We start from the raw sequence: 21,182 nt of genomic DNA, 5'->3' as shown, positions 1-21,182 counted from the left end.
TTGAACTCAGGCGGGAACTTCTTGGGCACAGAGACATCCTTCCAGCGGGACGGCGTCCCACAGATGGAGTGTCAACCAGCCCTGCAGCAGTCCCCGAGGAGCATCGCCTCGTTCGTCGGCTCGGCGTCCGGGAAGAACGCGAGCGGGGTCTCGCGGGCCATGCGACGAACCTCGGTGGTGGTCATCTGCGATCAGTCTCGCTCTCTGGGCTGAGCCCTGGCACGGGCCGGAGGATCCGGCTAAGTGGATGACTCGTCGTGAGTCATGCACTCCATGTGGGTAGAGCCCAGGGCCTGTTCCACTCCCCCGCCGAGTTCGCGACGTTCGGTGACGACAGCGCTACGAGCGGACAGCGCGCAAGCGCAACCCACGTCGTGCATGGACGCCTACGGGTGGAGCTCGAGCGGCGAGACCGACAGGCTGATGAGGTCAAGAACAACGGCGTTCCCGGGTGTGCGTTCCATGTCGAGTGCCTCGCATCGGACCGCGGTGCCGTCCTCAAGCATGTAGTGGTGTGAAAGCCGCTCGTGCCAGTGCCCACCGAACACCACCTGGGGTCGGGTCTGCGTGATAGCGGTCGAGAGCATGGCCCGCACCTCCGCCGCTCGCGCCAGCGTCGCGGCGTCGATGTCATACCCACCCGGGGTCACCCGTACTTCCGCTGGCAAGTCGTGACCGATGAGGACGTCGAGCGGTCCGGTCCCCAGACTCTGAACATCGCTCCAAGCCGGCGCCTCCTGCGGCCACCAGTCGACGCCCTCAACCCGGTCCTCACGGTCGACAGACACCGCCCCGCCGAGAGCACCAAATCGTCGCCGCCCGACCTCGAACCTGAACGGCCTAGGCACCGCGCGGATGTACCGGCCGAGGTGGATCATCCCGGCCTCGTCGAACGGGCGGCGAGCGAGGTGGTCGTAGTCGTCGTGGTTGCCCGGCACGACGACAACCCGGCACCCAAACTTATGGCACGCCTTGTCGACCTGTCTGACCATGCTCGGACCCGACATGCCGAAGCCACCGATGCCGAAGTCTCCGACCTGGATGACCAAGTCGACGCGGGCTGCCGCCGCGGCTTCGAGCACATCACGCGCCCAGCGAGCGTCCCCATGCCAGTCGCCGGCGACCACGATCCGGCTCCGGTCACTGAGTTCGAGGGCAGGCCTCAGCGTCATCGGCCAAGGCTCTCACCCCCGACGAGCCCCACCCAGCACAACGCCCCCGGTGCGCTCGAGTCCCGGGACATCAACCGCGACGCTCGACGTCCTCCGACTCATCGACCAGACACTCGAGCACACGAGTCACGTCCTGAGCCAGGAGCCTGCGCTCGACGCCGTCCGTCCCAGTCGGGTCCGAGAAAGACTCTCCGAGGTTTGTCAACGCGTACTCGGCCACGGTTCGGCCATCCGCGATCGCCATGCTCACGGTGGAGCGCAACAGATGAGGGTGGACCGTCGAGTGGTCGATGCCCGCTTCCCTCAGTGCGGCACGCAGGGAACGGCGCACGTTGCCCGGCTGCAACGGCCTCCCGGTCCGCGAGACGAAGATGAACGACTCCGGATCAGGATCGGCGGGCCGTAGCCCCATCACGGCCCGGAACGCAAACCTCGGCCATACGATCGGCAGCCCCTGCGCGTCGGAGTTCGTCGCATGGTCGACCGTCGCCCCGCCGCGCATCACCGCTGACGCCTCCGCTTCAAGGGTGTGCAGCGAGCGGGCGCGGTGGATGTCCGACCAACGCAACGCGAGAACGTCGTCGAGCCGCATCCCGGTGCCGAGCATGACATCGACGATCACCGGGAGGAGACCGTCGGGCCGCGGTCCCGGACGCCGCTCCTCTCCCAAACGCCAGGAACGCACCGCGGCCCGCCAAGCGTGAATCTCGGCAGGCTTCACCGACGCCGACGCCGACGGCTTCTTTGGAACACGTGGCTTGCGGGACTCGCGTGCAGCGTTGTCGCTGACCACCTCCATGCGCACGCACATGTCGAGCACCAGGGCGACCGTGCCACGGAACAACTGCGCCTTGCGGGGATGCCCCTCCACCACGATCTCGTAGACCGCAGCCTCCACCTCCGGGACGGTCACCTCAGACAGTCGAAGCCGACCAAGCCGCGGCACGACCTGCCTGCGCAGGATCTGCTCATACCGATCGAGCATTGGCGGGTTGTGACGCCCGTTGCCAAAGGCAGCGTCCATCCTGGCGCCCTCGAGCCACATGCGTGCCGCCCGACGAAACTCCGACTCAGGCGTCAGCCCGCCCTCGACGCCTCGTTCGACGAGCGCCGCGATCTTGCCGCGCAAGGCAGCGACAGCGAGCTCCTCCGACTCGCCCTGGACCGTCACACGGCGCGCAGCACCCCCAAGGTCGCGAACCGTGGCCGCGGCACGCACCCTCCCCGTCGGAAGCAGAACGGTGTGGATCGTGCCATGGGCGCCGGCCCTCAGAGGGGGCCTCCCCGCAGCCCCTCGCGGTTCGCCTATCGACCGGGATGAGGATGCCGACCTGGATGCTCGCTCGTTCATGCAGTGCATGTGGGACGGCATCTCAGCCTGATCCCGGAGTACCTGCCACGACGTCGACGGACTGACCGACTCCACCGCAACGAGACTTGATCTCTGCGACAACGACCCCAGTTCAAATCAACATGGCCGCACGCAGCCCTACGCCATGTGGAGCCCGGGATTCCCCGGATTCTGCAGTCTCATCGCCGTGAGATCAGGCGCCATCGCCACGACCGACCACCCGGCAAGGGCCCGAGTTTCCTGCGAGTTGCCGTCAAACAACGACCACAAATGACAAATGCCCAGGTGAGAAATGGCTCTCACCTGGGCTTTTGTCGGGCTGACAGGATTTGAACCTGCGACCCCCTGACCCCCAGTCAGGTGCGCTACCAAGCTGCGCCACAGCCCGTCGACCCCACACGTGGCACCGTGGTGCCACCCCGCAGGGCCGACCGAAATACTACCCCAGGTCGGACACTGCTCCTGCATCGACGCGGGCACCGCCGACCGAGGCCGTCCGGACGTCACCGAGCACCCGCGCGGTGGCCAGCGCGGCGGCGGCGGCCTCGTACCCCTTGTCCTCGTGCGAGCCGTCCAGCCCGGCGCGGTCGAGGGCCTGCTGCTCGTCGTCGCACGTCAGGAGGCCGAACCCCACGGGCACGGTGTGGTCGAGCGCCACCCGGCTCAACCCGTCGGTCGCGGCCGCGCACACGTAGTCGAAATGCGGTGTGCCGCCGCGGATCACGACGCCCAGCGCGACGACGGCGTCATACCCGGAGGCCGCGAGCGCCTGGGCGGCCACGGGCAGCTCGAACGAGCCGGGCACCCGCACGACGCGCGGCTCCGCGACCGCGTGGTCGGCGCAGGCGCGCAGCGCGCCGTCGAGCAGACCGTCCATGACGACCTGGTGCCAGCTCGCCGCGACGACGGCGACGCGGAGGTCGGAGCAGTCGACGGGCGCGGCGGCGGGGGCGCCGGCGCCGCTCATCGGGCCGCTCCGGCGACGATCGGGGCGGTCGGGGTGCGGTCCATCGTGGTTCCTCCGGTGTCGTGCGGGATGTCGTGCGGGATGTCGTGCAGGGCGTCGGACACGTGGGGCAGGTCGTGCCCCATGCGGTCGCGCTTGGTGCGCAGGTACCCCAGCGTGCGCGGGTGGGCGGGCAGGACGAGGGGCAGCCGCTCGACGACGGCCGCTCCCCCGGCGACGAGGCCGTCGACCTTGGCGGGGTTGTTGGTCAGCAGGCGCACGCCGGGTACCCCGAGGTCGCGCAGCACGTGAGCGGCGGCGGTGTAGTCGCGGGCGTCGGCGGGCAGCCCCTGGTCGAGGTTGGCGTCGACGGTGTCCCGGCCGCCGTCCTGCAGGGCGTAGGCGGCGAGCTTGGCGGCCAGGCCGATCCCCCGCCCCTCGTGCCCGCGCAGGTAGACGACGACGCCGCGGCCGGCCTCGGCGACCCGGCGCAGCGACTCGTCGAGCTGCGGCCCGCAGTCGCACCGGAGGCTGCCGAACGCGTCACCCGTGAGGCACTCGGAGTGCACGCGCGCGAGCACCGGCCCGTGCGCCGGGTCCGCGAGGGAGTCGAGGGGCCCGGCCACCAGCGCCACGTGCTCGTCCCCGGTGCGGGTGTCCCGGTAGGCGACGGCGACGAGGTCGCCGTGCCGGGTGGGCAGGGTCGTGACGGCGACGCGCTCGACGAGGATCTCGGTGGCGCGCCGGTAGGCGGCGAGGTCGGCCACGCTGATCAGGGCGAGGCCGTGCTCGGCCGCGAACTCCCGCAGCGCGGGCAGCCGCATCATCGTGCCGTCGTCGTGCACGAGCTCGGCGAGCACCCCGGCCTCGCCCCGCCCGGCCAGCCGCGCGAGGTCGACCGCGGCCTCGGTGTGCCCGCGTCGCTCCAGGACGCCGCCGGGGCGCGCCCGCAGCGGCAGCACGTGCCCGGGCCGGGTGAGGTCGGCGGGACCGGTCGCCGGGTCGGCGAGCAGGCGTGCGGTGCGGGCGCGGTCGGCGCCGGAGATGCCGGTCGAGACGCCCGTGGCGGCGTCGACCGTCACCGTGTACGCCGTGCGGTAGGCGTCCTCGTTCGCCTCGACCATGAGGGGCAGCCCGAGCCGGTCGAGCGAGTCCCCCGCCACGCCCACGCACACGAGGCCGCTCGTGTGCCGCACGAGGAAGCCCATGAGCTCCGGCGTCGCGGCGTCGGCGGCGAGGATGAGGTCGCCCTCGTTCTCCCGGTCCGCGTCGTCCGCGACGACGACGGGGCGGCCCGCCGCGACGTCGTCGATCGCCCGCGCCACGCGCTCGACGGCGCCGCTCATCGTGCCGCCACCGTCGCCGCGAGGTGCCGCTCGACGTACTTGCTCAGCACGTCGACCTCGAGGTTGACCCGCTCTCCGACGGCGCGGGAGCCGAGCGTCGTGCGGGCCCTGGTCTCGGGGATGAGGCTCACGGTGAACGCGTCGTCGCGGACGTCCACGACGGTGAGGCTCACGCCGTCGACGGCGATCGAGCCCTGCGCCACCACGTACCGCGCCAGCGCCGGGGGCAGCGCGACGTCGACGACCTCCCACTGCGTGCCCGGCGTGCGGGCGAGCACCGTCCCGACGCCGTCGACGTGGCCCTGCACGACGTGCCCGCCGAACCGTCCGTCCGCCGCGAGCGCGCGCTCGAGGTTGACCGGGTCGCCGGCTCGCCGCCCGCCGAGGCTCGTACGGGCCAGGGTCTCGGCCATGAGGTCGGCGGTCCAGGTGGCGCGGCCGTCGTGCACCCCCGTCTCCGCCACTGTCAGGCAGCAGCCGTCGACGGCGATCGAGTCGCCGAGCCGGACGCCCTCGAGCACGGCGTCGGCGGCGACGGTGAGGCGGGCGCCGTCGGCGTGCTCGCGCACCGCGACGACGGTGCCGAGCTCCTCCACGATTCCGGTGAACATGGCTCAGCGCTCCTTCCGCGGCCGCAGGGCGAGCCGCACGGTGGGGATGTCGGTGGGGTCGTCCGGGTCCCGGGGCAGGACGGCGACATCGAGGAGGTCGAGGCGCGCGGCGTCGGCGAGGGTCCCGATGCCGAGGTCGGCGACGGCCGACGCGCCGACCCCGAGCAGCACAGGCGCGACGTAGGCGACGACGTCGTCGACGAGCCCGGCGCGCCAGAAGGCGGCGGCGAGCGCGGGCCCGCCCTCGAGCAGCACGTGCCGGTGCTCGCGGTACCAGAGCAGCTCCAGCACCTCGTGCGGGTCGTGGGTGCGCAGGTGGATCACGGCCTCGCCGGCCGCCGCGGCGCGCGCGAGCCGGGACGACGCGGGCAGGTCCCGCAGCCCGACGACGACGCGGTCCGGCTGCTGCCCCGTCAGCGGGGCGTGCCGCACGGTGAGGTCGGGGTCGTCGGCGAGCGCGGTACCGGTGCCGACGACGACGGCGTCCGCCCCGGCGCGCAGGCGGTGCACGTCGTGGCGCGCGGCCCGTCCCGTGATCCAGCGCGAGGTGCCGTCGGCGGCCGCGGAGCGCCCGTCGAGCGTGCTCGCGACCTTCCAGGTGACGACGGGACGGCCGAGCTCCTGCGCACGCGTCCAGACGGCGTTGAGCGCGCGCGCCTCGTCCGCCAGCACGCCGCCGACGACCTCGACGCCCGCGGCGCGCAGGCGTGCGGCGCCGCCCGACGCGGCGGGGTTGGGGTCGTGCTGGCCGTGCACGACCCGCGCGACCCCCGCGGCCAGCAGCGCGTCGGCGCAGGGACCGGTGCGGCCGTGGTGGTTGCAGGGCTCGAGCGTGACGACGGCGGTGGTCCCGCGCGCGGCGCCCGGGCCGCGGGACTCGGTCGCGCGGCGCAGCGCCTCGACCTCGGCGTGCGGCGTGCCCGCGCCGCGGTGGAAACCCTCCGCGATCGGAGCACCGTCGGCGTCGAGGAGCACGCACCCGACGCGCGGGTTGGGTCCTCGTGCCGGCCCCTGCGCGGCCAGCTCGAGCGCACGCTGCATCGCGGCGCGCTCTGCCGTGGTGGCGCTCATCCGTCCTGCCCCTGTCGTCCGGTCGCGGACCCCGGGGCAGGAAGGCGGGGTCGGACGTGCTCGCACCGACCGGTCGCGGACGGTCGTCACGAAGGACGACACCGGCCGAGGGGCCGGGGGTCGGACCGGACGGGGAGCCGTCGCGTGCGCTTCCCATCCGGACTTTGACCGTCGGTCCAGGAGTTCCACCTGGTCAACCGGTCACAGGCTGTGACCGGGTCGCGGACTTTCACCGCCGGCTCGGAATTTCACCGACCCCAGAGCACGCGAGCAATTCGCTCGTCATCGCCGACCGTGCCACGCCCCGCGCCCGCGTGGCAAGCCCGAGTGGCGCACGTCTCACCCGCGACCGCGCGCCGTGCGCCGCTCGTCGTCCCGCCCCAGCGCGACGCCGAGAGCGACGAGCACGAGGAGATCCACCACCAGGCCCGCCACCGCCACCCACTGCACCGCGCGGAACGCGAGCAGCTGGGTGACCAGCAGGCTGACGAGGACCCCGCGCCGCACCCACACCGCCCCCGCGCGGTGGTCCCGCGGGCCGACGACGAGCGCCCGCACGACGCACGCCACGGTCGCGGCGACGGCCACGAGGATCCCGACGCCGACCCAGGACGGCACCGCGATCCCGCCGAGCAGCACCCGCAGCGCCACCACGACCGACCCGGCACTGGTGGCGAGCACCGCCACCGTCACGACCGCGGCGGCCCACCGGTGCTCCATCGCCTCGGCGAACCACGCGGACACCCGGACGACCAGCGCCCGGACGGGGTCCGGCACGGTCACGTCGTCGCGCGGCACGGCCTCCACCAGCGCGGCGACCTCCTCCGCCGCCGGCTCGCCGCGGCCCCGCTCCACGAGCGCCCGCGCCTCCTCGCGCTCCGCGTCCGTGAAGCCGCCCGCCACGCCGGCCACGGCGCGGTCGGTCGCCACCGCGAGGTATTCCGCGGGGTGGTGCGCCCGTCGCCCGTGCAGGGCCTCCACGAGCAGCACGAGCACGACGACGACCGCGTAGATCAGCGCCGCCGTCGGCTCGTAGAAGTAGTCGTTGTCGGAGGTGACGAACTTGCCGATCTCGTCGACGAACAGCCCGAAGCCGACGCCGCCCAGCACCGCACCGAGCGACCGCGGCGCCGGCCCGACCCACGACAGCAGCACCACCACCGCGAGCGCCATGCCTAGCCCGCCCCACAGGACGTGCGCCACGTGCAGCCCGCCGCCGCCCACCTGCGGGTACCCGGACGCCGCGAGCAGGAACCGCGTGACGAGCACCGTCGCCACCGTCACGACCAGGAACGTCACCAGGTGGCGCACCGCGGACGTGTCGCGCGCCGCGCCCAGGCGCAGCAGGCGACCACGGCGGGCCAGCGGGGCCCGGCTCATCGGCGACTCATCGGCGGCTCGTCAGCTGCTCATCAGCGACTCGTCGGCGGCTCACCGGCGCGTCAGCGCCGCCGCTTCTCCCGCACGCGGACGCTGATCTCGATGGGCGACCCCTCGAACCCGAAGGTCTCGCGCAGGCGGCGCTCGATGAAGCGTCGGTACCCGGCCTCGAGGAACCCGGTGGCGAAGATGACGAACCGCGGCGGGCGCGTCGAGGCCTGGGTGCCGAACAGGATGCGCGGCTGCTTGCCGCCGCGCAGCGGGTGCGGGTGGGCGGCCACGAGCTCGCCGAGGAACGCGTTGAGGCGCCCGGTCGGGATGCGGGTGTCCCACGACTCGAGCGACGTCTCGAGCGCGCGCGTCAGCTTGTCGGTGTGCCAGCCCGTGCGGGCCGAGACGTTGACGCGCGGCGCCCACTGCACCTGCACCAGGTCCCGCTCGATCTCGCGCTCGAGGTACGGGCGACGGTCGTCGTCCATGAGGTCCCACTTGTTGTACGCGATGACGAGCGCCCGGCCCGCGTCGACGGCCTGCGAGATGACGCGCGTGTCCTGCTCGGTCATCGGCTGCGAGGCGTCGACGAGCACGACGGCGACCTCGGCCTTCTCGATCGCGGCCTGGGTGCGCAGCGAGGCGTAGAAGTCGGCGCCGCGCGTCTGGTGCACGCGGCGGCGGATGCCCGCGGTGTCGACGAACCAGTAGGGCACGCCCTTGATCTCGACGAGCTCGTCGACCGGGTCGCGGGTGGTGCCCGCGGTCTCGTCGACGACGACGCGCTCGGCGCCGGCGATCTTGTTCAGCAGCGACGACTTGCCGACGTTCGGGCGCCCGACGAGGGCGACGCGGCGCGGGCCGGCGGGCCGCAGCTCCCCGTGCTCGGAGACCTCGGGCAGCACCTTCATCGCGGCGTCCAGCAGGTCCCCGGTGCCGCGCCCGTGCAGCGCGGAGACCGGGTGCGGCTCGCCGAGGCCGAGGGCCCAGAGGTAGGCGGCGTCCGCCTCGCCCGACGGCCCGTCGACCTTGTTGGCGCACAGCACGACCGGCTTGCCCGAACGGCGCAGCAGCTCCACGACGCGCTCGTCCGTCGACGTCGCGCCCACGGTGGAGTCGACGACGAAGATGACGGCGTCGGCCAGCTCGACGGCGACCTCCGCCTGCTCGGCGACCTTCGACTCGATGCCCGCGACGTCGACCTCCCAGCCGCCCGTGTCCACGAGGGTGAACTCGCGGCCGGCCCACTCGCCGGGGTAGCTCACCCGGTCGCGGGTGACGCCCGGGGTGTCCTCCACGACGGCCTCGCGGCGGCCGAGGATGCGGTTGACGAGCGTCGACTTGCCGACGTTCGGGCGGCCGACGACGGCGAGCACCGGCAGCGGCGCCTCGCCGGGGCCGAAGCCCTCCTCGTCCCACTCGGCGTCCAGCAGCGCTCGGTCGGCCTCGTCGAGCTCGAAGTCCTCCAGGCCGGCGCGCAGCGCGCGCTCGCGCGCCTCGTCGTCGCCGTCGGACTCGAGGACCTCCGCCACGGCGTCACGGCCCTCGGTGTCCGCATGGTCCGCGGGCGCCGCGGCGACGCCGGGCGCAGGCGGGGCGGTGGGCTCGTCGGTGGGCTCGGCAGCGGGCACGGAGCCGTCGGCGGGAGTGGTCATGCGCACCATTCTCCCAGGCCGAGCGGCCTGTCACGAACGAGACCCGCGTCACCGGGTCCGGACGGTGCCGCGCGCACGCGCCGGGTGGCGGGTCAGGCGGTGACCTGCGCGACGACCGCGAGGACGGCGTCGACCGTCTGGTCGAAGTCGAGGTCGGACGAGTCGACGGTGACGACGCCGTCGGCCGCGACCTGGAACTGGCTGACGGTGGAGTCGTCGCGGTCGCGGCGCAGCACCTGGTCGCGCGTCGCCTCGACGGCCGACTCGTCGGCCGCGCCGTGCACCTCGAGCGAGCGGCGGCGCAGCCGGGCCTCCTCGCTCGCGGTGAGCAGCACGCGGGCGTCCGCGTCGGGGGCGACGACGGTCGTGATGTCGCGCCCTTCCGCGACGACGCCCTTGCCGCCCGAGAAACCGCCCGGAGCGCTCTCGGTCTCGATCACGGCGCGCTGCCGGCGCCGGAGCTCGGCGCGCACGTCGAGGTTGGTGGCCACCTGCGAGACGGCCGTGGAGACCTCGGTGGTGCGGATCGCCGCGGCGACGTCGCGACCGCCCAGGCGGACGGTCGGGGCAGCCGGGTCCACCCCCATCTCGAGCGGCATGGCGCGCACGGCGTCGGCCACCGCCGCCTGGTCGGCGAGGTCGGTGCCGCCGTCGACGCACCACAGCGTCGCGGCCCGGTACATCGCGCCGGTGTCGAGGTAGGCGAGCCCCAGCCGGGCCGCCACCGCCTTGGAGACGCTGGACTTGCCGGACCCGGAGGGACCGTCGACGGCGATGACGACCACGAGTGCTCACCTTCTGTTGTCGCGCGGGGTGTCGCGCGGGACTACGGGACTTCGGGGACTGCGGGGGGCTGCGGGGGGCTGCGGGGGGTCTTGCGGGGGCTGCGGGGGCTGCGGGGACTGCTGGACGGGGTGCGACGACGTCACATGTCGACGTCGCGCATGAGGGTGCCGAGCTCGGTGCGCCCGAGCACCCGCGAGCGCCCGACCCGCAGGTCGCCCAGCACGATCGGGCCGATGCGGGTGCGGACGAGGCGCGTGACCGGGAACCCGACGGCGTCGAGCATGCGACGCACGATCCGGTTGCGGCCCTCGTGCAGCACCACCTCGAGCATCGTCTCGCCGGGCACGGAGTCCACCACGCGCACCTTGTCGGCGCGGGCGAGGCCGTCCTCGAGCTCGACACCGTCGGTGAGCTGCTTGGCGTGGCGGGGGTAGAACTCGCCGCCCGTCACGGTGACGAGGTACGTCTTGCGGATCTCGTACCGCGGGTGGGCGAGCCGGTTCGCGAGCTCGCCGTCGTTCGTGAGGAGCAGCAGGCCCTCGCTGTCGGCGTCGAGCCGGCCGACGTGGAACAGCCGCTCCGGCCGGTCCTTGACCAGGTCGGCGAGAGTGGGGCGGCCCTCGGGGTCGCTCATCGTGGAGACCACGCCGAGCGGCTTGTTCAGCGCGAGGGTGATCTTCGAGGTGTCGAGCTGCACGCGCATGCCGTCGACGTGCACGACGGCCTTCGCCGGGTCGACGCGCAGCCCGAGCTCGGTGACCAGGACGCCGTCGACCTCGACGTGCCCCTCGGCGATGAGCTCCTCGCACTTGCGGCGCGACCCCAGGCCCGCCTGGGCGAGCACCTTCTGCAGCCGGACGCCGTCCGCGACGTGCACGTCGCGGTCCGGCTCGCCGGAGCGCGGCGCCGGACGGCGGGGCGGGGCCTGGCGCTGCGTGCGCCGCGCGGCGGGACCCTGGGGATGGCTGGTGCGGCGGCTCCCGCCGCGGCGTTCGGTGCTCATGGTGCCCGATTCTCTCAGGTCGGGCCGGTCCTGCTCGACGACGCCGCACCACGCCCTGCGCCGGTGCGCCGGCACGGCCCTCAGGCGCCGGCCGCGGCCCCCCGGTGGGCGGCGAGCACCGCCGCGAAGGCCGAGGCGAGGCGGGGCGCGACCGCGCGGGCGTCGTCCACGTCGCCGCACACCATGGCCCCGTCGCGCAGCATCATCAGCTCGGCCGCCACTGCCTGCGGGTCGTCGGCGCCCGCGTCCCGCGCGACGTCGGCGAAGAAGCCCGCGTACCGGGCACGGTGGCCGGCGACGATCCGGCGCACCGGGTGCGTCGCGTCCGCGTACTCGGCCCCGGCGTTCACGAAGGCGCAGCCGCGGAACTGCGCGCTGCCGGCCACGGCGCCCAGGGCCTCGGCGAGGGCGGCGAGGGTCGCCGCCGGGTCGCCGGCGTGGTCCTCGCGGAGCCGCTCGAGCAGCGCGCGCTCCTCGTCCGCGATCGCCTCGAGGTAGGCGACGGCGAGGTCGTCCTTCGTCGGGAAGTGACGGTAGAACGTGACCTTGGACACGCCCGCCGCGGCGATCACCTTGTCGGCGCTCACGGCGCGGACGCCGTCCGCGTAGAACAGCCGGCTCCCCTCCTCGAGGATCCGCTCACGCACCCGCCCGCGCCCCGCCGGCCGCTCCGGGGGCGAGGCCGCCGTCCTGGTTCCCATCGCACCAACCTCTCACGTCGAGACCTGCCCCGGGGGGCTCACGACGCGATCCGGGGTGCTTGCGACGACCGGCGTCGCGTGGTCTAGTAGACGAACTAGTAACTCTACTAGGTATCCGACCCAGGAGGACCAGCATGAGCGCGCTCTACACGGCGGTCGCGACCGCCACCGGAGACGGACGGGACGGCCGGTCGCGGTCCGACGACGGACTTCTCGACGTCGACCTCGCGATCCCCAAGGAGATGGGCGGCGCGGGCGGCGCCACGAACCCCGAACAGCTCTTCGCCGCGGGGTACGCCGCCTGCTTCCACTCCGCGCTGAAGCTCGTCGCACGGCGGGAGAAGGCCACCGTGAGCGACTCCGCCGTCGTGGCCGAGGTCTCCCTGCACCCGACGCCCGAGGGCGGCTTCGGGCTGGCGGTCGCGCTGCACGCCGAGCTCGGCGGCGTCGACCAGGCGACCGCCGACGCGCTCGTCGCCGCCGCGCACCAGGTGTGCCCGTACTCGAACGCCACGCGGGGCAACGTCGACGTCACGGTCGACGCGACGGTCGCCTGACCTCAGGCGTCGGGCCCGTCCTCCGCCAGGCCGCGACGGAGGGCCGAGGACGGGTCCAGGGCGATCGCCTCGGCGACGTCCGGCAGGTGCGGCGCCAGGGGCGGCAGCTCCTCGAGCGACGACCAGCCCATCCGATCGAGGAACTCACCCGTCGTGCCGAACAGCACGGCGCCGGTCATCGGGTCCTGGCCCGTCTCGGCGATCAGACCGCGGGCCAGCAGGGTCCGCACCACGCCGTCGACGCTCACCCCGCGCACCGCCGAGACCTGCCCGCGGGTGACGGGCTGGCGGTACGCGATGACGGCGAGCGTCTCCAGGGCCGCCTGGCTGAGGCGGGACGACTGGCCCTCGAGCACGAAGGCGCCGACGACGTCGGCCTGGGCACGCGCCGAGTAGACGCGCCACCCCTCCGCGCCCTCGCGGAGCTCGAAGCCGCGCGGGCGCCCGCCCGTCTCGCCGCGGTACTCCGCGGCCAGCTCCTCGAGCACCTCGGCGACCTCCGGCACGGGCCGCGCGACACCGGCCGCGAGCCGCTCGACCGCCACCGGCGACTCCGCGACCATGAGGACCGCCTCCAGCGCCGCCGCCAGCCCGCCCGGCAGGGAGTCGACGTCGACGACCGGCTCGGGCGCGGCCGCCGGCTCCGGCTCGGCGGCCTCCGTCTGCTCGTCCGTCTGCTGCGTCATGCCACGACCTCCGTCACGCCGGCGGCGCCCGCGGCGGGCCCCCCGGTCCCCTCGTCCTGCCCGGGCGTCCCGTCGAACTCCTCGAAGCCCGCCGCGAGCTCGCCGTCGTCCTCCTCGTCCGGGCCGTGGTCGCCGCCGTCGTCCGCCGTCCACCGCACGGTCAGCTCGCCGAGCGCCGTGGCCTGCTCGAACGCCACCCGGCCGGAGCGGAACAGCTCCAGCAGGGCGAGGAACCTCGCGACGGCCACGAGCCGCTCCTCCCCCGCGACGAGCGCGCGAAAGGTCGCGACGTGCTCGCGCCGCAGCCGGCGCGCCACCACGCCCGCCTGCTCCCGCACGCTCACGGTGGAGGCGTGCAGGTGATCGAGCCCGACGACGGGCGGGGGCTTGGGCTCCAGGGCCCGGGCCGCCAGCTCGGCGAGACGCGCGCCGTCGAGGGTCCACACCAGCTCCGGCAGCAGCGCCGTGAGGTGCGGCTCGAGCGGCACCGAACGCGGCACCCGGCGCCCCTCGGTCTCCAGCCGCTCGGCGAGGAGGCCGGAGACCTCCTTGTACGCGCGGTACTGCAGCAGCCGGGCGAACAGCAGGTCGCGGGCCTCGAGCAGCTCCAGGTCCTCGGCGTCCTCCTCGACGACGCCCGGCAGCAGCCGCGCGGCCTTGAGGTCCAGCAGGGTGGCCGCGACGACGAGGAACTCGCTCGCCGTCCCGAGGTCCCACGACGGGTGCTCCTCGCCGCGGGCCGTCGCCTCGCGGGACGCGGCCTCGGCCTCGCGGATGTGCGCGACGAACTCGTCCGTCACGGCCGCGAGCGCCACCTCGGTGACGTCGAGCTCGTGCTTCGCGATCAGCGACAGCAGCAGGTCGAACGGGCCGGTGAAGTTGTCGAGGTGCACCTCGAACCCCGGCCGGGCGTCGGAGCCGTCGACGGCGTCGACCGCCTCCCCCTGCTCCGGGGCGACGTCAGGCAGCGTCACCACGGGCGACGAGCTCCCGAGCGAGCTGCCGGTACGCGGCCGCCCCGGCGTGGGTCGGCGCGTAGTTGGTGATCGGCTCGGCCGCCACCGACGCGTCCGGGAACTTCACCGTGCGCCCGATGACCGTGTGCAGCAGCGTGTCCCCGAACGCCTCGTGCACGCGCGCCACGACCTCGCGGGAGTGCAGGGTGCGCGAGTCGTACATCGTCGGGAGGATGCCGTCGATCTCCAGGGCCGGGTTGAGCCGGTCGCGCACCTTCTCGATCGTCTCCACGAGCAGGGCCACGCCGCGCAGAGCGAAGAACTCGCACTCCAGCGGGATGAGCACGCCGTGCGCGGCGGTGAGGGCGTTGACCGTGAGCAGGCCGAGCGACGGCTGGCAGTCCACGAGGATCACGTCGTAGTCGTCGAGGGCAGGCCGCAGCGCGCGGGCGAGGACCGACTCGCGGGCCACCTCGCCGACGAGCTGGACCTCCGCGGCCGACAGGTCGATGTTCGCGGGCAGCACGTCCATGCCCTCGATGTTCGTGGGCTGCAGCACGTCGGTGAAGCTGACGTCGCGCTCCATGAGCAGGTTGTAGACGCTGAGGTCGAGGTCGTGCGGGCTGACGCCCACCCCCACCGAGGCGGCGCCCTGCGGGTCGAAGTCAACGAGCAGGACGCGGCGGCCGTACTCGGCCAGCGCGGCGCCCAGGTTGATCGTCGTGGTGGTCTTGCCGACCCCGCCCTTCTGGTTGCACATCGCGACGATGCGCGCGGGCCCGTGGGACGCCAGCGGCGCCGGGTCGCGGAAGTCGGGCAGCGGCCGCCCGACGACGTCGGTACGCGGCTCCTCGAGCCCGCCGGCCGGACTGCCCGGGGCGGGGCTGGTCGCGGTGGCCGCGGCCGGTGAGGCGTCGCTCGTGGTCGTCTGCGTCATGGTGTCGCTCCCGAGTCCCTCGCTCACCTGCGTCACGCTACCTCAGGGCCTCCTGGGGTCCGGGCGGCACGCCGGGCGCGCCGCCCTTCCGGGAGCTCCGCCGCGCCGAGCCGCACCGAGCCGCACCGAGCCGCACCGAGCGTGCCGGAGTCGTGACGGACGTTCAGCCGAGGGCGCGGGGGTGCGCCGCGGCGTACACCTCGCGCAGCGCGTCGCGCGTCACCATCGTGTAGATCTGCGTGGTCGTCACCGAGGCGTGCCCCAGCAGCTCCTGGACCACGCGGACGTCGGCGCCGCCGGCGAGCAGGTGGGTGGCGAACGAGTGCCGCAGCGTGTGCGGCGACACGTGCTGCGTCAGGCCGGCGCGTTCCGCCGCGGCCTGCAGCACGGACCAGGCGCTCTGCCGCGACAGGCGCGCGCCGCGGGTGTTGAGGAACAGCGCGGGCGTGCCGCGGCCCGCCGACGCGAGGGGCGCCCTGGCACGCACCAGGTACGCCTCCAGCGCGGCCCTCGCGTACGAGCCGACGGGCACCACGCGCTCCTTGTCCCCCTTGCCGCGCAGCCGGACGGACCCTGCGCGCGGCACACCGTCCTGCCCGCCGTCGTGCCCGCCGTCGTCGAGCAGCCCGTCGACGTCGTCGACGTCGAGGCCGACCACCTCGCTGATGCGTCCGCCGGTGGAGTACAGCAGCTCGAGCAGGGCGCGGTCGCGCAGCGGCACCGGGCCGTCCCCGGTGCCGGCCGCGTCGAGCAGGCTGGCGACCTCGTCGACCGACAGCGCGTGCGGCAGCCGGCGCAGCGCGCTCGGGGCGTGCACCTGGGAGGCGGGGTCGGCGCTCGTCGTGCCCTCGGCGTGCGCGAACCGGTGCCAGCCGCGCACCGCGGCCAGCGCGCGGGCCGTGGACGACGGCGACAGCGGCGCGCCGCCGTCCGATCCCTGCCGGACCACCACGACGTACTCCTCGACGTCCCGCTCGCCCACGTCGTCGAGCCCGGGCCGCCCCGTCGTGTGCAGGTGGCGCGCGTAGCGGCCCAGGTCCCGGCGGTAGGCCGCGACGGTGTTGGCCGACAGCCCGCGCTCGACGCCGAGGTGCGCGAGGTAGTCCTGCAGCGCGGCCGCCAGCGCGGGCGGGAGGGGCGGGGCGGACGAGAGGTCGGGCACCCGGACATCATGCCCCGAGGCGGCGACGGCCACGGCTGCCCGGGCCCCTGGAAGCGTCAGAAGGGCAGGAAGACGTCGACGGCGACGGCGATGAACAGCACCGTGAGGTACGTGATCGAGCCGTGGAAGACCTTCATCGCGCCGAGCTTGCCCCGCTCGGGGTGGCCCGCGCGGCGGAGCATCGCGATCACGAGCCAGAGGAACCAGCCGCCCGAGGCCACCGCGACGGCCGCGTAGAACCACGACATCCCGGCGAGCGGGATCAGCGCGAGGGAGCAGGCGATCATCGCGGCGGTGTGCGCGACCATCTCGACCGCGACGCGGCGGTCCGTGGCCACGACCGGCAGCATCGGGACGCCGGCGTTCGCGTAGTCCTTCTTGAACTTCACGGACAGCGGCCAGTAGTGCGGCGGCGTCCAGAAGAAGATCACGCCGAAGAGCGCCACGGCGGCCCAGCTCAGCGACCCGGTCACCGCGGCCCAGCCGATGAACACGGGCATGCAGCCGGCGATCCCGCCCCACACGATGTTCTGCGGCGTGCGGCGCTTGAGGATCATCGTGTAGCCGACCACGTAGATCGCGATGGCCGCGAAGGTCAGCCACGCCGCCGGGACGTTGACCAGCAGGGCGAACCACAGCAGCGACACGACGCCGAGCACCGTGGCGAACACCAGGGCCGCCCGGGGCGTGATCTCCCCCGTGGCCAGCGGGCGCCGCTTGGTGCGGTTCATCACCTGGTCGATGTCGCGGTCCAGGTAGCAGTTGAAGACGTTCGCGGACGCGGCGGCCAGCGTGCCGCCGACGAGGGTGAGCAGGACCAGCCCCAGCGAGGGCAGGCCGCCCTGCGCGAGGATCATCGTGGGCAGCGTCGTGACGAGCAGCAGCTCGATGATGCGCGGCTTCGTCAGCGCGACGTACGCCCCGAGGCGGTCCCGCCAGCCGGTGCCCGGCGCCCCGCTCGCGCCCCCGCCCTGCTCCGCGTCCGCTCCGCGGCGGTCCGCCCGGTCCGCATCGGCACGCTCCCGCTCGGCGCGCGCGGCCGCGCGGGTCGGCGCCTGGGGGTGGGACGTCGTGGTGCTCGTGGTGCTCACGCGCGTGCTTGTCCGTTCTCGGCTGGGGGTCCGGGGAGCTCGGGCGACGTGGGACGGTCGCCGCCTCATCGTACGCCGAGGTCAGCGTCGCGGCGGCCCGGGCGACGGCCTCCCGGCTGTGAGAAATGCCCGCGCGGACGTCATCTCCCCGGACATCCTCCGGCGCGCACGGCGCCCGGCTCACCTGGTGGGACGAACCGTGCCGGGACGGGCGTGCCGGGAATGCTCGGCGCTAGGGTGGTGCTGCACAACGGTGAACAGCGGGCCGCCCACCCCGGTCGGCCCCTCGACGCCGTGCCCCCGCCGTCGCCTCGAGGACCCCGTGCGGCGTCCGACGCGACGGCGCCCCGTACCGGCAGAGCAGCAGCAATCACCCGGGGCTCGCTCCGGGCAGGAAAGAGGCACATCTGTGAACGCGTTCGACCCCGTCGTCGCCCCGCTCGAGTGGAGCTCGCTCGACGACCGCGCGGTGAAGACCATCAAGGCGCTGGCGGCCGACGCCGTCGAGAAGGTCGGCAACGGCCACCCCGGCACGGCGATCTCCCTCGCCCCTGCCGCGTACCTGCTGTTCGGCAAGACGATGCGGCACGACCCGTCCGACCCCCACTGGGTCGGTCGTGACCGGTTCGTCCTCTCCGCGGGCCACTCGTCGCTCACGCTGTACCTGCAGCTGTTCCTCTCCGGCTACGGCATGGAGCTGGACGACCTCGAGGCGCTGCGCACCTGGGGCTCGCAGACCCCGGGCCACCCCGAGTACCGCCACACCCCCGGCGTCGAGATCACGACCGGCCCGCTCGGCCAGGGCCTCGCGTCCGCGGTCGGCATGGCGTTCGCGGCCCGCCGCGAGCGGGGCCTGCTCGACCCCGACGCCGCGCCCGGCGAGTCGCCGTTCGACCACCACGTGTACGTCATCGCCTCCGACGGCGACCTGCAGGAGGGCGTGACGTCCGAGGCGTCGTCGCTCGCCGGCACGCAGAAGCTCGGCAACCTCGTGGTGATCTGGGACGACAACAAGATCTCCATCGAGGACGACACCGACATCGCGTTCACGGAGGACACCCTCGCGCGCTACGCCGCGTACGGCTGGCACACCCAGCGGGTGGACTGGACGCAGGGCGGCACCGGCTACGCCGAGGACGTCGACGCGCTCGCCGCGGCCATCGCGGCCGCGAAGGCGGAGACCGACCGCCCGTCGTTCATCGCGCTGCGCACCATCATCGGCTGGCCGTCGCCCACCAAGCAGAACACCGGCGGCATCCACGGCTCCGCGATGGGCGCCGACGAGGTCGCCGGCCTCAAGGTCGCCCTCGGCCTCGACCCCGAGGCGACCTTCGCCGTCGACGACGAGGTCCTCTCGTACACCCGCGCCGTCGCCGAGCGGCAGGCCGACCAGCGCGCCGCGTGGGACCGGTCGTACGACGCGTGGCGCACGGCCGCCCCGGAGCGCGCGGCACTGCTGGACCGCCTGGTGTCCCACGAGCTGCCCGCCGGCTGGACCGACGAGCTGCCCGTCTTCGAGGCCTCCGAGAAGGGCGTCGCGACGCGCGCCGCGTCCGGCAAGGTCCTCACCGCCCTCAAGGACGTGCTGCCCGAGCTGTGGGGCGGCTCCGCCGACCTCGCCGGCTCGAACAACACCACGATGGACGGCGAGCCGTCGTTCATCCCCGTCGAGCACGCGACCAAGAAGTTCCCGGGCAACCCCTACGGGCGCACCCTGCACTTCGGGATCCGCGAGCACGGCATGGGCGCGATCCTCAACGGCATCGTGCTGCACGGCCTCACCCGCCCGTACGGCGGCACGTTCCTCCAGTTCGCCGACTACATGCGGGCCTCGGTCCGCCTCGCGGCCCTCATGGAGATCCCGACGACGTTCGTGTGGACGCACGACTCGATCGGCCTCGGCGAGGACGGCCCGACGCACCAGCCGGTCGAGCACCTCGCGGCGCTGCGGGCCATCCCCGGCCTCGACGTCGTGCGCCCCGCCGACGCGAACGAGACGGCGTGGGCCTGGCGCGGCATCCTCGAGAACACGGCCAACCCCGCCGGCATCGTGCTCACCCGCCAGAACGTCCCGACGTTCCCGCGCGGCACCGACGGCTTCGCCGGAGCCGAGGGCACGCTCAAGGGCGGCTACACGCTGGTCGACGCCACGAACGACGAGACCGGCACGCCCGACGTCGTCCTCGTCGGCACCGGCTCCGAGGTGCAGCTCGCCGTGCAGGCGCGCGAGCAGCTCGCCGCCGAGGGGATCGCCGCCCGCGTCGTGTCGATGCCGAGCCGTGAGTGGTTCGACAAGCAGGACGCCGCGTACCGCGAGTCCGTGCTGCCGTCCGCGGTGAAGGCCCGCGTGTCCGTCGAGGCGGGCGTCGCGCAGGGCTGGCGCGAGGTGGTCGGCGACGCCGGCCGCAGCGTCTCGCTCGAGCACTACGGCGCGTCGGCCGACTACCAGACGCTGTACCGGGAGTTCGGCATCACGGCGGAGGCCGTCGCGGCCGCCGCCCGCGAGTCGCTCGCCGCCGTGCGCGGCGCTGGCGACGCCGCCTGAGCGCTCGTAGATTCCCAGGGTGGGGCGTCGCCCCGCGGCGCCCCACCCGGCCCCTGTCGAGACTTCCCGCGCAGGGGCTTCCGACCTGGAAGGACGTCCGATGACGCAGAGCACCGTCCCCGCACCGATCACCGACCTGACCGGCGCCGGGGTGTCCATCTGGCTCGACGACCTGTCGCGGGAGCGCCTGCGCAGCGGCAACCTGGCGGCCCTCGTGGCCGAGCGGGGCGTCGTCGGGGTGACGACGAACCCGACGATCTTCGCCAAGGCGCTGTCCAGCGGCGACGCCTACGACGCCCAGCTGGCCGAGCTCGCCGGCTCGGACGTGGACGCCGCGGTCGAGACCATCACGACCGACGACGTGCGCGCCGCCGCGGACCTGCTGCGCCCGCTCTACGACGCCACCGACGGCGTGGACGGCCGCGTGTCGATCGAGGTCGACCCCCGCCTCGCGTACGACGCCGACAAGACGGTGGTCGTGGCGGAGCGGCTGTGGCGCACGGTCGACCGCCCGAACGTGTTCATCAAGATCCCGGCGACCGTGCCCGGCCTGGACGCGATCTCCCGGACCCTCGCGCAGGGCATCAGCGTCAACGTCACCCTGATCTTCTCGATCGAGCGCTACCGCTCCGTGATGGAGGCGTTCGCGATCGGCCTCGAGCAGGCCCGCGCCGACGGCATCGACCTCGGCCCGATCGGGTCGGTGGCCTCGTTCTTCGTCTCCCGGGTCGACTCCTCGGTGGACGCCGCCCTGGAGAAGATCGGGACGCCCGAGGCGCTCGACCTGCGCGGGCAGGCCGCCGTCGCGAACGCCCGCCTCGCGTTCGAGGCCTACGAGCAGTTCGTCGGCACGGACCAGTGGCGCTCGCTCGCGGCCTCCGGCGCGCACCCGCAGCGGCCGCTGTGGGCGTCCACCGGCGTGAAGAACCCGGAGTACTCGGACACCCTGTACGTCTCCGAGCTGGTCACGGACGGCGTCGTGAACACGATGCCCGAGCCGACCCTGCAGGCGTTCGCCGACCACGGCGTCGTCGCGGGCGACACGGTCCGCGGCACCGCGGGCGCGGCGCGTCGCACGATCGAGACCATCGAGTCGCTCGGCGTCTCCCTCGTCGAGGTCACCGACCACCTCGAGACGGACGGCGTCCGCAAGTTCGAGGACTCCTGGACCGAGCTCCTGGACACCGCGTCCGCCGGGCTGAAGGCCCAGAGCGCCTGAGCACTCCCCCGGGGGC

General features: G+C 74.0%; 19 protein-coding genes, 1 tRNA gene and 1 riboswitch. Of the genes, 3 read left to right on the top strand and 17 right to left on the bottom strand.

Features of this window, described 5'->3' with window-relative positions; all coding sequences use genetic code 11:
* Positions 1–386: 386 nt before the first annotated feature.
* From ACH443_RS14415 to ACH443_RS14360, 12 genes are all read right to left on the bottom strand, one after another.
* A complete protein-coding gene (locus ACH443_RS14415) occupies positions 387–1,172 on the bottom strand; it encodes a metallophosphoesterase (RefSeq protein WP_430590692.1) in 786 nt (261 codons plus the stop codon).
* Between the two features lie 70 nt (positions 1,173–1,242).
* Positions 1,243–2,343 carry a tyrosine-type recombinase/integrase gene (locus tag ACH443_RS14410; protein ID WP_430590691.1) on the bottom strand — a complete coding sequence of 367 codons (1,101 nt, stop codon included), beginning with the start codon at positions 2,341–2,343 and terminating at the stop codon, positions 1,243–1,245.
* A 494-nt stretch (positions 2,344–2,837) separates the two neighbouring features.
* A tRNA-Pro gene (locus ACH443_RS14405) sits at positions 2,838–2,911 on the bottom strand.
* Between the two features lie 51 nt (positions 2,912–2,962).
* A complete protein-coding gene (gene ribH, locus ACH443_RS14400) occupies positions 2,963–3,490 on the bottom strand; it encodes a 6,7-dimethyl-8-ribityllumazine synthase (RefSeq protein ID WP_430590690.1) in 528 nt (175 codons plus the stop codon).
* The gene (locus tag ACH443_RS14395; RefSeq protein ID WP_430590689.1) at positions 3,487–4,815 is read right to left on the bottom strand and encodes a bifunctional 3,4-dihydroxy-2-butanone-4-phosphate synthase/GTP cyclohydrolase II; all 1,329 of its coding nucleotides are present in this window, start codon (positions 4,813–4,815) and stop codon (positions 3,487–3,489) included. Before ACH443_RS14395 ends, ribH begins: the two co-directional genes overlap by 4 nt.
* Positions 4,812–5,426 (bottom strand): riboflavin synthase, encoded by a 615-nt coding sequence (locus ACH443_RS14390; protein WP_430590688.1) that lies wholly within the window; start codon positions 5,424–5,426, stop codon positions 4,812–4,814. The genes ACH443_RS14395 and ACH443_RS14390 overlap by 4 nt, the downstream gene beginning before the upstream one ends.
* Before the next feature lie 3 nt (positions 5,427–5,429).
* Complete coding sequence (ribD, locus tag ACH443_RS14385; protein WP_430590687.1) at positions 5,430–6,497, bottom strand: bifunctional diaminohydroxyphosphoribosylaminopyrimidine deaminase/5-amino-6-(5-phosphoribosylamino)uracil reductase RibD; 1,068 nt, start codon at positions 6,495–6,497, stop codon at positions 5,430–5,432.
* 140 nt (positions 6,498–6,637) lie between these two features.
* Positions 6,638–6,767, bottom strand: a riboswitch (FMN riboswitch).
* Positions 6,768–6,836: 69 nt separating this feature from the next.
* Entirely contained in the window at positions 6,837–7,877 is a 1,041-nt protein-coding gene (locus ACH443_RS14380) for a hypothetical protein (protein WP_430590686.1), read from the bottom strand.
* Between the two features lie 62 nt (positions 7,878–7,939).
* Positions 7,940–9,523, bottom strand: a complete 1,584-nt coding sequence (gene der / locus ACH443_RS14375; protein WP_430556179.1) for a ribosome biogenesis GTPase Der — start codon at positions 9,521–9,523, stop codon at positions 7,940–7,942.
* 92 nt (positions 9,524–9,615) lie between these two features.
* Positions 9,616–10,308 (bottom strand): (d)CMP kinase, encoded by a 693-nt coding sequence (gene cmk / locus ACH443_RS14370; protein WP_430556178.1) that lies wholly within the window; start codon positions 10,306–10,308, stop codon positions 9,616–9,618.
* 140 nt (positions 10,309–10,448) lie between these two features.
* A complete protein-coding gene (locus ACH443_RS14365) occupies positions 10,449–11,312 on the bottom strand; it encodes a pseudouridine synthase (RefSeq protein WP_430590685.1) in 864 nt (287 codons plus the stop codon).
* Positions 11,313–11,392: 80 nt separating this feature from the next.
* Positions 11,393–12,013, bottom strand: coding sequence for a TetR/AcrR family transcriptional regulator (locus ACH443_RS14360; protein ID WP_430590684.1), 621 nt, complete (start codon positions 12,011–12,013; stop codon positions 11,393–11,395).
* Positions 12,014–12,147: 134 nt separating this feature from the next.
* On the opposite strand from ACH443_RS14360, the gene ACH443_RS14355 reads away from it, so the two are divergent.
* Positions 12,148–12,570 carry an organic hydroperoxide resistance protein gene (locus ACH443_RS14355; protein WP_429763419.1) on the top strand — a complete coding sequence of 141 codons (423 nt, stop codon included), beginning with the start codon at positions 12,148–12,150 and terminating at the stop codon, positions 12,568–12,570.
* Between the two features lie 2 nt (positions 12,571–12,572).
* Here the strand turns inward: ACH443_RS14355 and ACH443_RS14350 are convergent, their stop codons facing one another.
* From ACH443_RS14350 to ACH443_RS14330, 5 genes are all read right to left on the bottom strand, one after another.
* The gene (locus tag ACH443_RS14350) at positions 12,573–13,256 is read right to left on the bottom strand and encodes an SMC-Scp complex subunit ScpB (protein WP_430590683.1); all 684 of its coding nucleotides are present in this window, start codon (positions 13,254–13,256) and stop codon (positions 12,573–12,575) included.
* Entirely contained in the window at positions 13,253–14,224 is a 972-nt protein-coding gene (locus tag ACH443_RS14345) for a segregation and condensation protein A (RefSeq protein WP_429763790.1), read from the bottom strand. The genes ACH443_RS14350 and ACH443_RS14345 overlap by 4 nt, the downstream gene beginning before the upstream one ends.
* Entirely contained in the window at positions 14,217–15,185 is a 969-nt protein-coding gene (locus ACH443_RS14340; RefSeq protein ID WP_429729163.1) for a ParA family protein, read from the bottom strand. The genes ACH443_RS14345 and ACH443_RS14340 overlap by 8 nt, the downstream gene beginning before the upstream one ends.
* A gap of 127 nt (positions 15,186–15,312) precedes the next feature.
* Positions 15,313–16,311: a site-specific tyrosine recombinase XerD gene (locus ACH443_RS14335; protein ID WP_430590682.1), complete on the bottom strand. Its 999-nt coding sequence runs from the start codon at positions 16,309–16,311 to the stop codon at positions 15,313–15,315.
* A gap of 56 nt (positions 16,312–16,367) precedes the next feature.
* A complete protein-coding gene (locus ACH443_RS14330) occupies positions 16,368–17,219 on the bottom strand; it encodes a heme o synthase (protein ID WP_430590700.1) in 852 nt (283 codons plus the stop codon).
* A 592-nt stretch (positions 17,220–17,811) separates the two neighbouring features.
* On the opposite strand from ACH443_RS14330, the gene tkt reads away from it, so the two are divergent.
* Entirely contained in the window at positions 17,812–19,947 is a 2,136-nt protein-coding gene (gene tkt / locus ACH443_RS14325; RefSeq protein ID WP_430590681.1) for a transketolase, read from the top strand.
* 100 nt (positions 19,948–20,047) lie between these two features.
* On the top strand, positions 20,048–21,166 hold the full coding sequence (tal, locus tag ACH443_RS14320; protein WP_429763414.1) for a transaldolase: 1,119 nt from the start codon (positions 20,048–20,050) through the stop codon (positions 21,164–21,166).
* Positions 21,167–21,182 lie beyond the last annotated feature (16 nt).

The sequence above is a fragment of the Isoptericola sp. NPDC019571 genome (assembly GCF_044389385.1).
GTDB classification, from domain to species: Bacteria; Actinomycetota; Actinomycetes; order Actinomycetales; family Cellulomonadaceae; genus Isoptericola; species Isoptericola nanjingensis.
This window is presented reverse-complemented; position numbering and strand designations above follow the sequence as displayed.

Excerpts from the sequence above, each read along its gene's own strand:
- ACH443_RS14360 (WP_430590684.1), bottom strand. The coding sequence starts at position 12,013 with ATGGGAACCAGGACGGCGGCCTCGCCCCCGGAGCGGCCGGCGGGGCGC.
- ACH443_RS14365 (WP_430590685.1), bottom strand. The coding sequence starts at position 11,312 with ATGAGCACCGAACGCCGCGGCGGGAGCCGCCGCACCAGCCATCCCCAG.
- ACH443_RS14415 (WP_430590692.1), bottom strand. The coding sequence starts at position 1,172 with ATGACGCTGAGGCCTGCCCTCGAACTCAGTGACCGGAGCCGGATCGTG.
- ribD (WP_430590687.1), bottom strand. The coding sequence starts at position 6,497 with ATGAGCGCCACCACGGCAGAGCGCGCCGCGATGCAGCGTGCGCTCGAG.
- der (WP_430556179.1), bottom strand. The coding sequence starts at position 9,523 with ATGACCACTCCCGCCGACGGCTCCGTGCCCGCTGCCGAGCCCACCGAC.
- ACH443_RS14380 (WP_430590686.1), bottom strand. The coding sequence starts at position 7,877 with ATGAGCCGGGCCCCGCTGGCCCGCCGTGGTCGCCTGCTGCGCCTGGGC.
- ACH443_RS14390 (WP_430590688.1), bottom strand. The coding sequence starts at position 5,426 with ATGTTCACCGGAATCGTGGAGGAGCTCGGCACCGTCGTCGCGGTGCGC.
- ribH (WP_430590690.1), bottom strand. The coding sequence starts at position 3,490 with ATGAGCGGCGCCGGCGCCCCCGCCGCCGCGCCCGTCGACTGCTCCGAC.
- ACH443_RS14350 (WP_430590683.1), bottom strand. The coding sequence starts at position 13,256 with ATGACGCAGCAGACGGACGAGCAGACGGAGGCCGCCGAGCCGGAGCCG.
- ACH443_RS14395 (WP_430590689.1), bottom strand. The coding sequence starts at position 4,815 with ATGAGCGGCGCCGTCGAGCGCGTGGCGCGGGCGATCGACGACGTCGCG.
- ACH443_RS14355 (WP_429763419.1), top strand. The coding sequence starts at position 12,148 with ATGAGCGCGCTCTACACGGCGGTCGCGACCGCCACCGGAGACGGACGG.
- tal (WP_429763414.1), top strand. The coding sequence starts at position 20,048 with ATGACGCAGAGCACCGTCCCCGCACCGATCACCGACCTGACCGGCGCC.